Origin of the sequence: Cognaticolwellia beringensis (assembly GCF_002076895.1) — a bacterium.
Classification (GTDB): domain Bacteria; phylum Pseudomonadota; class Gammaproteobacteria; order Enterobacterales; family Alteromonadaceae; genus Cognaticolwellia; species Cognaticolwellia beringensis.
The window spans coordinates 2,540,846-2,552,324 of the sequence record NZ_CP020465.1; the positions used below are offsets into that span (position 1 = coordinate 2,540,846).

The following is an 11,479-nucleotide window of genomic DNA, read 5'->3' on the forward strand; positions in this document are numbered from 1 at the left end:
GTACGTCTTGTATCACGGTTAGTCTCACTTATGTATCACGTTCACAGCAAGATACTTCATCAATTAAAACCTATCAAGTAATACCTTTCACTATAATCCCTTTTTGCGATCAGAAGCTTTACACTTAGATAAGCTCAATAATGCTGACTTTTAATTTAAGTTATGTATCGTTGCTCTAGACAAACAAACTAAAATTAGTATGATATTACTCTGAATTTCAAGGAGATATACATCGCTATGACGCAACGAACCAAACCCCAACTCGATAAACATGGTCAACCTCTCATAACCGCATTCAATTACAAAAGAAATAAAACGAAGGCTGTCCTAACGCTCAAAGGTATTATTGACGGCATATTGGCTGATGTCGCATTAAATGATATCGAAATAATTTACTTAAAGTCTTGGTGTACCAACGAAACGTTTGACTTTAATGATGGTGATTTTATAGATATAAAGGAGCAAGTCGAAGATATTCTTGAAGATGGTGTTATAACTTCTGCTGAACAAAAGGATATGCAGCAAATGCTGAGCGACATAATTGAGTGTTGCTCTAAAGATGATGTCCCAACAAAAGAATCTGTTAATTATCTTCTTGGTTTTCTTAGTGGTATCAGTGCTGATGATGTATTAAATGATGACGAGATATATAAGTTAAGAGATCACCTTTCTCAAGGTGCTAATTTTGTAGGTGAGTGGCCTGCTAATACTTTGAAAGCTAGACTGGATGATGTATTAGAAGATGGTGTAATTGAAGAAAGTGAAAGACAAGCCCTTATGAGTCTCGTAAAGGCAGTATCAGGTCAATCCTTTTTAGATACTGGTCTTGCATATGGTATGTCAGCAGACTTTTCAACAATCTGTAAAAACAATTTGAAACTGGATGGTCTACACATTTGTTTTACAGGTACTTTTATAAGTGGTTCTCGTAAGAAACAACAAGAGATTGCAACAAAGTTTGGAGCGATTGTATCTCCTCGAGTAACTCAAACAACTGATGTTTTAATACTGGGTTCTGTAGCAAGTAGGGATTGGAAGTTTGCGAGTTACGGTAGGAAGATAGAAGCAGTATTAAGTAATCGATTAAACGGTGCTACAACAGAGATTATCAATGAAGAACTATGGAATGTCATTACCTGTAAAGGCTCTTAATAAGCTCTGTAAGTCACTTTGATTTTTATGATGTCATTATCCTCCTTACCTATCTTAATAGAAGGGGGGAGGTATTAGGGGTCTGTATTGTCACAGCGATTGCATCGTTCCATGATTTATATAAAAACCGTACTTTTCAAATGTTCAATTTTTATTTTTAATCCTATTTAAGCTTCCCATTCTGGACACTTTTTAAAAAGCTTAATGAATATTAGGTCAATCATTTCAACTTTGCTGATTTAATATTTAAACTAAAAAGCAGCCTATAGAATACTGCTTTGTGCCAGAAGCAGGTGGTGGCAACCTTAATCTCCTGTATGCTTACTTACATTTGTATGCTTTACCAAACGCTGAGGGTGAATAACCTCCAGATATATTTGACCAAACAATATGAGTCGCACCCAAATCAGATGCCTTTTCTAAAGCTTCATTTTTGGAGTTTTGCATTCCTTGGCTTGATGCGAGCCCACCCCATCCAGATGAGCCATGAACATCACCTAAAAAGACACAGCCCATGATCATTGATTCATCAGCTGACTGAACTTTTAAAGCAGAATTACTTAGACTTGATGAGCATCCCAACGTAAAACAACATATTAGGATCGTGAGTATTAAGACCTTCAATAGAAACTCCTTATAGGTAAGCATAACAATTTATACTATCGACTAATTCTTATTTATGTAGTTTTAACAAATTACCTAAGATATTACTATCACTAAGTTTTTTATAATATCAAAACAAAATTAAGCAGATAAAGGTGCGCGATTCTCTCATTTTCCTGAATATGTGAGCAAACAACACCTCGAGCATCTAATTAACTATTATATTTAACCTAAAGACCTTAAAAACAAGAGAAGCCTAATTAAGTCAGTACCTACTGTCAGAAACTTAGGCATATAAATTAACAGTGTTACAAACCAAAAGATCAATGTTTTTGACACTCTAGTCTCTGCATGTCACAATCTCATAAGTTAATGACACCACTAAGCAGTATAGAGAGTTACTTATGGCATCAATTGGATTCGCAAGGGTATCTACCCAACAACAAGACCTTACTTCACAGTTAGCTGCCTTAGACGCTTATGGATGCTCTAAAGTATTTCAGGGTAAGCACTCAGGGAAAGCTGACACTAACAAGCAAGCTCTAGAAGATTTAATTGATTATGTACGTTCTGGTGATGTTGTAGTGGTTACTAAGATGGATAGACTAGGTCGTTCTCTATCACAAGTTTTAAGTACGCTTGATAGGCTAAAAACTAAAGGTGTAACCTTGGTTGCGATAGATCAGGGAATTGATACCACCAGAGATGATCCAATGAGCAAGGCTATGGTTCAACTCCTAGGGATGTTTGCAGAGATGGAAAGAAACTTTATTGTCTCCCGTACCACTGAAGGTAAGAATGCCTCTGGTAACTTTGGTGGGCGTAAGCCTAAGTTAACTAAAGTTCAAATAAACGAGGTACGTAATAAGCTAACGCAAGGGATCAGCAAAGTATTATTAAGTAAGGAATATGGGGTTTCTAGGTCTACTATATTAAACGTCAGTAGAAAAAGTGAAGAGAAAGAAAAGTAAATCTAAACTATCAAAACCTGTAAAATATGCTTATTAAACTATTCTTAACCAATAGAAACTCATTATTAATACTCCCTGACCATAAGAAATAAATGATATTCCTAAAGGTAAACATTAGGTATCGTTAAGTAACTCTATGGTAGCAGTGCTTGTATTATAACTAATCTGCCTTATGAATCTTTAAGGGCTTCCTTAATGTAATCTCACTGATAGTAATACTCAAGAGAATAATCATCATAGCAGTATCGTTAAGTCACTTTGTTTATCTCCCTTACCATTAGAAACTATAACTAAAGGATAAATAACAAAATGACTAAAGTTCTATTAAACACAATTAACCTACAAGCACCAACTCAATTACGTGAAACTAAAGAGTCACAACTACACATTGAAGACCTAGCGTACTCATATATTGATACAGGTGAATTCACTGAGTTACCTTGGGTAGGTCGTATCAACGGTGGTGATGTATTAGTACCTATTGATGGGTTCCATCGTTTACATGCTGTTGAGTGGTTGGCTTCAGACGAATACCAAGCATTACCAGATGCACCTTCAGTGGCACACCTTGACCTTACTCAGGTCGAAGTACGTATAACAACCTTTGCGACAATGACTGAAGCTATCATAGCTGCTGCAGGTGTTAACTCGACTCACGGCATGAAACGTAAGAATGGTGACATTGGTAATGCTATTAAAGCAATACTTGAAGTTGAGCCTATGATGTTTATGCACAATCCATACAAGCTTAACAAAGACGCTATTATGGCTGCTGTTAGGTGCAGTACAAGCCATTACTCTAGAGAGACCGCACAGATACGCAGAAACCTTGAAGGTCAGCGTGATCTTGATATTCAGCGTATGTTAGAAGAGGGTAAGTCACAGCGTGACATTGCAGGTTGTACTGGCTGTACTCAGTCAACAGTGGCACGTATATCGAAGGAGCTACAGAAAGGGGCTGACTCTGTAGAGATGCACCATGTTGAATCCGACAATGATGAATCTGATGATGGTGAAGAAACACCTACAGTATTCACTCATATGACTTCAGTGACACCTGTAGAAGATCCGTGGGCTGACGCAGGTGGCTCAAATGAGCCAATTTCCCAAATGAGCCACTTAGAAACCTCAAGTGAGTCAAATGACCCAATGGTTCAAATGACTCAGTCAGATGAAACCTCAGGTGGCTCAAATGAGCCAATGTCCCAAATGAGCCACTTAGAAACCTCAAGTGTCCAAAAAGAGCCAATGTCCTTTTCTGGACAGTCAGGAACTTCTAATGACCAAAGTGTCCAGAAAAGCCCAATGAGCAAAACTGGACAGTCAGAAACCTCAAGTGAGTCAAAAGAGCCAATGTCCCAAATGACTCAGTCAGAAACTTCTAATGACCAAACTAGCTCAAACGAGTCAATGGCTGTAATGGGATTAAAAAGTAACATAACAGATCATGATTTAATGAAATTTGCTGACGGCCTGTCCTCCTCACAGAAAAGGCTTCTATTAGAGTATCTTGGAGACTTTTAAATAAATAGGTTATGACGAATTGCATTAATTATTCGTAACCCCAGAAAACGATAAAATACCCAATGGCTATGTAATGATTTATTACAGCATTGGGTTTTTTATCGCTTTTATTTGGTTTCTTCAAATGCCAGTGATCACACTGAATGAATTCAAGGTGAAAATTAATTATTACAGTTTATAAATGAATAATTAAAGAAGCCATTCTATTTCTATCTGGTCTGCTGTTTTGTTAACAGTTTTAGCTAAACGTTTTACATCATGTCTAGCATAATGACCAAAGCTCATTGTGGTTCCAGTTTTATGTCCTACTACGTGAGCCACATCAAACTCATTAAGCGAAGCTCTCTCGCTAGCTGTGATAAAGTGATTTCTTAATGAATGAAAAGAGCGTGTTGAATCCTCCGTAATTTCAGAAACTTTAAATCTAGAAAATACTCTTCCTGCAGCTTTAGTATCTAAGTTAAGTGGTAATTGAATGTCATCAACCTGAGGTGGAACTGGTATAATACGTACTGCACTTTCTGTTTTCCCTTTGCGGATAACTAAGCACTTTATATCTTCAATAATTTCTACATCAGCTGTGCAAAGCTCGCTTAATCTAGCTCCAGTAAATAATCCAAGTCTAGCTAAGTCTCTAACAGAAGCAGGACATTCGTTAAGGATATGTTGCAACTGTGTCTTGCTAAATAGCTGTTTAGGCTTAGACCCCTGACCTCTGTATTGACTTAAGTCATGATCACAAAAAGGACTCGTTTTAATCATGATTTCTCCCATTTGATAAGCATGAGTCCAAATAGATCTTAACCGTGAAAGGTGAGCCACAATCGTTCCATGAGCGAACTCACAGCCTAGATGTTGAATGTATTCGACAACCTGTCGTTTGTTTAATTCCTTTAAAGGTATATCGTCAATTGATAAGTAAATTAGAAATCTATTTAGACTGTTCTTTATTTTTGAGCTTGTGTCATGACTCATATTTGCTTTATGAGATAACAAACTATTAAGGCTTTCTTTAATTGTGATAGTAAACTGGTGGTCTACATTGCCATACACCTCTTGTCTATATGCAGCCTTGGCTATAGGGTTACGAGGTAAAACGTCATCATAGTCTAGTGAGCATTCTTTATCTTTTAATGCGCCTGCATATGGGCGTAACTCTTCTAAATAGATCTTGAACTCAATACGTTCAGAGCTATAAGTACGCTGAAGTAGACCCGCAATCTCACCATTTATTTTATCTCGATGTAATCTCGCTTGCCTAATAGAACATGTACCTAAGCTTTTTGTTATGTGAGATTTACCTTGATAACTACTTTGTAATGCTTTTGGTACTCTTCTGTTGTAAACCCATGTGTCGTGATGTTTTTTGAGGTACTGGTTATTAATGCTCATTATTTATCCTTATGTGATTTGTGGTACGGAATGTGTCACGTTTTGTTGCTTACATCCCTCTAATGGTAAGGGACACAGCGATACATAAGGATTCTGGGTACTTTGATGTAATTTATGCTTGATTAAATTGCCGCTAACGTCGTTGTTTATTCGCTCGTATAGAAAATACTATGCGTCGCTCTAAACGCCTTGTTAGTGAAAATTTACTCGGCGCATAAATAGCATTGCTGTTTATAGCTCAACATTAAAAAAGCCCGAATAGCAATATTCGGGCTTTTTTATTGGCAATAAATTAATATTCACTTTCGAAGTTAGTTAGATAGCAGTTATTACAGGTTGGATTAACTGAGTTTTTTATCAGCTGTTTAAAATTTTTGATTTTATGTTTAAGCTAACAGCATCAGCAAGCTAATTAGCTGTGGTAGCTTGGCCTATTAGTCGTGTTATAATTCAGTGGTTGTGCAAGCTTCAATTGTCGGCCAGTTCCATGCATACCAAACAATCGCTACTGAAATTAAAACCTCTATTGCGGTTAAAAATAGGTAAAACACCCAAGTTTCTGTCAAATTAGTTGCAATAAGCATAATGATATAAAGCGTGCTCAGTATTATATTCAGCCAACGATTGATTTTAGGCTTAACCACTAAGGTAAAAAATATCATCACACTGGGTATTGCCATCAATAAAGCCACGGCAAAAAACTGTAATTGTGTTTCAGTTGTCGCCTTAACTTCCATCGCTTTTGCTAATATGCCAGGTACATAAATCTGTATATAGTCGCCATAGACATAACAAAACATAACCGCTATCCAAAGCGCCGAAATTTTCAATTTGACGTTTATTTGAAAGTCTTCAAAAACTGTTTCTGTACTATTTATAGAACTCATTTGTAACTCCATTTCTCAATATGTTATGGCACTGTCGAACAGGCAAAAGTGTTAGTTAAAAGTATTAGTGAAGGACAATACCAAGGTTTTTATTAATACTTCCTCAATGACAAGATAACTAAGCGGCGTTATTGCAACTTGTCCTTGATTGATTAAATAATAGGTTTTATAAGAGCTTATGTCGTCCGAGACTAGAAGCGCGGACACTTTTTTAGGTGTATTTGTAGATAATGAGGTAGAATTAAACGCTTAAATATTCAAGTGTGTAAAAAGGTATTAAATTTGACAGACCCTGTCGTAATGATTATCAGCATGGTTATGCTAGGACAGATATTATTAAGCGTTCCTATTCTTCTGAGCCGAGCAATGAAGTCTGTAATTTTTTTACCTTTAGCAATATTCTTACTTGCCAATAGCACTATTGCACTGGTGCCAATTGTTAATGCTCAATTTCCTGACTTGAGTCAACTGTATAGTGCGATAGTTTTTCCTACTCTTTTTTTGTTGTGTCCCTGCTTATGGTTTTATATTGAAGGGATCACCGCTGAAAAACCTTGGAAGCTAAACAAAAAGCAAACCCTCCATTTTGTTTTGTTCTGGCCTGCTCTTATTGTTGGTGTAATGATCATGTTTTTACCAAAAGACATGTATACAGATATATTTATTAACGATATTGATGTGGTTGCCCCTTTAGCTATCGTCACCGCTATAGGTTTATTGGTTATGATGATGCTCTGGCTTGGTCAATGTGTATATATCGCTTTTCGTATTATTTACCGTTTGGTTGATTATCGAAAACAGTTGAAAAATGTGTTCTCTAATCATGACGATAAATCACTTAACTGGATGAACTGGCTACTATTCATTGCTATTAGTACTTGGTTGTTTTCTTTGGTTACGGTGTTTTCTTCAAACCTATTTGATAATTTCTTATTTAATATAAGAACTGATAGTTTGCTGTCACTGCTGTTGGTATGGAGCTTGGCTCACTTTGGCTTGCAGCAAAAACCAGTTTTTACTGACTATAGTGAAAGTGAAAGCGTCGATATTGCTGCTCAAAATACAGAAGCTCCAAAGAATGAGGACGTTACTGTCAGAAGTCCTCCAATGAAGTATCAACGTTCAGCGCTAGATAATGAGCAATCCAATCGTATTGCAGATAAAATTAATAACATTATGAGCAAAGAGACGTTATATTTAGATTCAAATCTGTCACTGCAAAAACTCGCTAACCATTTAGCTATCTCGCCTAATTATATCTCACAAACACTGAATGAAACGCTATGCACAAACTTTTTTGATTTCATCAATAAGTGGCGCATTGAAGCAGCGAAGCCGAAAATATTAGCTAATAAAGACTCAGTACTTACCATCGCACTTGAAGTTGGATTTAACGCGAGATCTTCTTTTTATAAAGCCTTTAAACAAGAAACAGGGCAAACCCCAAGTGAGTTTCGTAAGCAAGATAGTTCACATTGAAAATCACTAATTAGGCGCACTCGTTAACTTATAGAGCTTAACGAGTACTTCTGATAAGAGTAACTGAATATTCCGGCAATGGAAAAGCTGTTTTATTGAAGAGTGACTGATATATAAGTGATGTAAGTCAATTAGATAAGGGAAAGCTGGCATCAATTTCAATATAAAACGCTCCTAAATTTTATTATTTTGTTGGAATTCTAACGGTTATTTTAAGTGCTTGAAAGTTAAGGGTATATAGTGGAGTTTCAGTAATACTTCCCATTATACTATTTTAATAAAAACAAGTAGATAAGCTCTGTATGGGCAGTATGATGCAATAGAGTCTTAACTCTAAAGCCTACAGTTCAATTCATTTAAACGAAAGCCCGAATAGCAATGTTCGGGCTTTGTTATTAGCTATTTATGAATATATAATAACAGTTTTGATATGTATTAATTGTGAACAAAGCGAAAGCTATCTTCCAGTCAAACCTATTACATGCTTCACAGCTTATTCCCGCCGTTCGTAAATTTCCTATAAGGGGCTGTTATTGACTTATCCTACATTAGTCGTTACATGAAAAATTCTCGCTTATCGCGTAAAGAAAAGTTAATTCATCAAACAATTCAATGTATCTACTACAAGCAAAGAGATCTACAACTAACCCTACTATATACATAGATTAATGAATGCTTTTAGTACTAATCGTTAACATTAGTAAGCTTATTGAAATAACTACAAAATAATAAGGAACGCCTGCCTGCCAACTTGCTTGGCTATTAACACCAAAAAAATCGACATATAGTGCTGTTTGAATGGGTCCTATGTACCAAAGTGCAGGATAAAGCACTTCAAACATCCGTTTTGTTCCAGTAAACGTACCACAAAAATAGGCAAGTGAGACTGTAAATGAAATGGCGATAATCAATTGGATGAGTAATAACCATTCAGCACTTCCAGCAAAACGGATGACGCCTCCCATACTTACTAAGGCTACTAATATCCATGCCGCACAATAGCAGGCCAAGCTTTGTAAAATAGATGATTGTTTACTGTAGGTGACCAACTCTAGCGTATTAGATTGTTTTTCTAATTGCCCTAGTTGAGAAATCACCAAAACACACCATAACCACGAAATAGGTAAAACAAGGCTAATAAGCAATTTTTGACTGATAAACAACTGAATGATATTTAACACCAACAAACCAATAAACCAATACATTGAGTGACCTTTGAGTATTAATTTTAACTCTAATCGTAATAAGCGAGTAAAGGCAAAGTGCTTGGTTAATGCAATAAAAAAAGTATCAAGTAGGCCCCCCACTCGAGTTTGTAAGGTGAAACTCAACCATGAAGACGGTTTATTTTCAGGTATTGAATTTTTGCTAAAACGGTCAAAAAATATAAACGCTAATGCTAAACAACTAAGACAAATAAAAAGTAAAGGCAGGGCACCCCATAGGCTGGTTATTGTCGGCTCTATTCCTTGCCAAACAAAAGTGTTTATTTCATTTGCTTCATTACTAATACTTACCCCTATATTCGTATCGCCTTGCTGTAATGGAAAGCGCTCAGCAACTTCTCCCTCTATATGGTCGAGTAATGCGCCGATGCCAGAAACGCTTTCAATGGTTTGAACAATGGAACCAATCCATAAGAAAAAGTAAACGACGTTGCCTAATCCGCCTCTAAGCCACTTAATAGACTCAAACATTATCGCGATAGCAGCAATAGCTAATAGCATTGGCAATACTAAAACGACCTGTGGCCATGCTAAAGCCCAAAGATCTATTTGATAACTTTCACCATAATAAAGCTGAATCACAATACTACTCAATAGCATAACCAGCACAATAGAAACCAAAATCAATACACTCGTGCACCATTTAGCTAACAAGAAAGACAATTTACTAATAGGCGTAGCTGCGATGAGTTCTGCCGTCATTGATTGTCGGTCTAATTCAAGCGCATTTTTGACCAAATAAAAACAGATAATAGGTAAAAACAACACGTTCAACATCGCTAGGCATATACCAAGCCAAGCGCTATTGTAGATACCGCGATAACCATTAATCACTAGTGTTTGATAATGGGCATCAGGGGAAGGGAAAAAAAGTAATGTTAGTACCGACATCGCCAGAAGTGTTACTACAAAACTTTGTTGGCGGGTTCGTTGTTTGAAATCAGCAGTAATGCATTGCCATACTTGATTCATTAACTTGCCCTCGCATAGCCAGTTTGAGCTTGTCGGTTGCTGGTAAAATAAAGGTAAGCATCTTCTAATGACGGTGCTCGTGAAATGGCTCTTGCATCAGGGCAGAAGTCAGCAACAATATTTAGTTCAACCTTCGATTCTTTACGCACACTATGGCTTACAATAAATTCATGCTGAATATGTTTAAGTTCACTTAAATTGGCCGTTAGTTGCCAACATTTATTGGCGACTTTATGGAGAAGTGTACTGGGGGACTCTGATTGAATTAATTGCCCCGAGTGCATAATCGCAATACGATCTGCAATTGATTCAACATCCGCCACGATATGCGTAGAGAAAATAATACAACGTTCACCTGCCAACTCGGATAATAATTGGCGAAAACTAGCACGCTCATGTGGATCGAGACCAACGGTGGGTTCATCAATAATCAGCAACTTAGGATCATTAAGTAATGCCTGTGCAATCCCAATACGCTGTTTCATACCGCCAGAATAGCCTTTTAATGGCATATTCGAAGCGTGCGTTAGATTGAGTTTATGAAGTAACGCTTCAATTGTGTGATTTGTTTTAGCTTTATCTAATCCTTTTAAGCTCGCGATGTATTGCAAAAACTCGATGCCTGATAACTGATCATATACGCCAAAATATTGTGGCAAGTAACCCAACTCTTTCCTCAATATTTGAGGGGACTTAATAATATCTTGCCCCTGCCAGAAAATATTCCCTTGGCTTGGTTTAGTAATCGTTGCAATAATTCGCATCATGCTAGATTTTCCTGCGCCATTTGGACCTAACAACCCCAAAATCCCCGGCTCAACTTGTAGCGACAGTGATTTGATTGCAAACTTAGTATTTTTTCCACTCTGGTATTTATGGCTAAGTGATTGAATATCCAATAACATTGTACTTCCCTTATAAATCAAGACTCAATTACTGAGCAAAAATAGCGCCACAAATAACTCATTTAAATTCAACAATTTAATACTGTCGCAACTTAAGCAATAAAAATAAATGGTGAATTCAACTAACTATTGGTGAAATAAGACCAAGTTATGAACAAAATAATATTCATTTTTCATAGTAATCAATTAAGTCCGTAGTTAACTAAACTGCCCAAACTGACACCTTAAGAAAAAGAGTAAAGGCGATGTAGTAAGTCATGTTGTTGCCGTTTTAAATGTCCATTTTTTAGGAAGAATGAATACGGTGCAAGAAACTAAAGCGCACTGAATGGTCATCTCAAGACAACTTTTTGACCGGCAGCAATGTG

Annotated in this window: 9 protein-coding genes; 4 read left to right on the plus strand and 5 right to left on the minus strand. The window is 36.7% G+C overall.

The window, feature by feature from the left end:
- Nucleotides 1–237 precede the first annotated feature (237 nt).
- Complete coding sequence (locus B5D82_RS10850; protein WP_081151482.1) at nt 238–1,152, plus strand: BRCT domain-containing protein; 915 nt, start codon at nt 238–240, stop codon at nt 1,150–1,152.
- Between the two features lie 321 nt (nt 1,153–1,473).
- On the opposite strand, the gene B5D82_RS10855 is transcribed toward B5D82_RS10850, so the two are convergent.
- Nucleotides 1,474–1,776 (minus strand): hypothetical protein, encoded by a 303-nt coding sequence (locus B5D82_RS10855; protein ID WP_157673879.1) that lies wholly within the window; start codon nt 1,774–1,776, stop codon nt 1,474–1,476.
- A gap of 383 nt (nt 1,777–2,159) precedes the next feature.
- Here B5D82_RS10855 and B5D82_RS10860 point away from each other — a divergent pair, with 383 nt between their 5' ends.
- Nucleotides 2,160–2,726 (plus strand): recombinase family protein, encoded by a 567-nt coding sequence (locus tag B5D82_RS10860; RefSeq protein ID WP_081151485.1) that lies wholly within the window; start codon nt 2,160–2,162, stop codon nt 2,724–2,726.
- A 309-nt stretch (nt 2,727–3,035) separates the two neighbouring features.
- Entirely contained in the window at nt 3,036–4,250 is a 1,215-nt protein-coding gene (locus B5D82_RS10865) for a helix-turn-helix domain-containing protein (RefSeq protein WP_081151486.1), read from the plus strand.
- A gap of 189 nt (nt 4,251–4,439) precedes the next feature.
- On the opposite strand, the gene B5D82_RS10870 is transcribed toward B5D82_RS10865, so the two are convergent.
- Entirely contained in the window at nt 4,440–5,642 is a 1,203-nt protein-coding gene (locus B5D82_RS10870) for a DUF6538 domain-containing protein (RefSeq protein WP_081151488.1), read from the minus strand.
- Nucleotides 5,643–6,085: 443 nt separating this feature from the next.
- Nucleotides 6,086–6,529, minus strand: coding sequence for a DUF6326 family protein (locus B5D82_RS10875; protein WP_081151489.1), 444 nt, complete (start codon nt 6,527–6,529; stop codon nt 6,086–6,088).
- Between the two features lie 282 nt (nt 6,530–6,811).
- Here B5D82_RS10875 and B5D82_RS10880 point away from each other — a divergent pair, with 282 nt between their 5' ends.
- A complete protein-coding gene (locus B5D82_RS10880; protein WP_081151491.1) occupies nt 6,812–8,008 on the plus strand; it encodes a helix-turn-helix domain-containing protein in 1,197 nt (398 codons plus the stop codon).
- A 665-nt stretch (nt 8,009–8,673) separates the two neighbouring features.
- On the opposite strand, the gene B5D82_RS10885 is transcribed toward B5D82_RS10880, so the two are convergent.
- Nucleotides 8,674–10,206 carry an ABC-2 transporter permease gene (locus B5D82_RS10885; protein WP_081151492.1) on the minus strand — a complete coding sequence of 511 codons (1,533 nt, stop codon included), beginning with the start codon at nt 10,204–10,206 and terminating at the stop codon, nt 8,674–8,676.
- Nucleotides 10,206–11,111 (minus strand): ABC transporter ATP-binding protein, encoded by a 906-nt coding sequence (locus B5D82_RS10890; protein WP_081151494.1) that lies wholly within the window; start codon nt 11,109–11,111, stop codon nt 10,206–10,208. The genes B5D82_RS10885 and B5D82_RS10890 overlap by 1 nt, the downstream gene beginning before the upstream one ends.
- Nucleotides 11,112–11,479: the final 368 nt, after the last annotated feature.

Bases quoted from the DNA above. Each gene is read 5' to 3' on its own strand.
- B5D82_RS10850 (WP_081151482.1), top strand. From the start codon at position 238: ATGACGCAACGAACCAAACCCCAACTCGATAAACATGGTCAACCTCTC.
- B5D82_RS10860 (WP_081151485.1), top strand. From the start codon at position 2,160: ATGGCATCAATTGGATTCGCAAGGGTATCTACCCAACAACAAGACCTT.
- B5D82_RS10865 (WP_081151486.1), top strand. From the start codon at position 3,036: ATGACTAAAGTTCTATTAAACACAATTAACCTACAAGCACCAACTCAA.
- B5D82_RS10870 (WP_081151488.1), bottom strand. From the start codon at position 5,642: ATGAGCATTAATAACCAGTACCTCAAAAAACATCACGACACATGGGTT.
- B5D82_RS10875 (WP_081151489.1), bottom strand. From the start codon at position 6,529: ATGAGTTCTATAAATAGTACAGAAACAGTTTTTGAAGACTTTCAAATA.
- B5D82_RS10885 (WP_081151492.1), bottom strand. From the start codon at position 10,206: ATGAATCAAGTATGGCAATGCATTACTGCTGATTTCAAACAACGAACC.
- B5D82_RS10890 (WP_081151494.1), bottom strand. From the start codon at position 11,111: ATGTTATTGGATATTCAATCACTTAGCCATAAATACCAGAGTGGAAAA.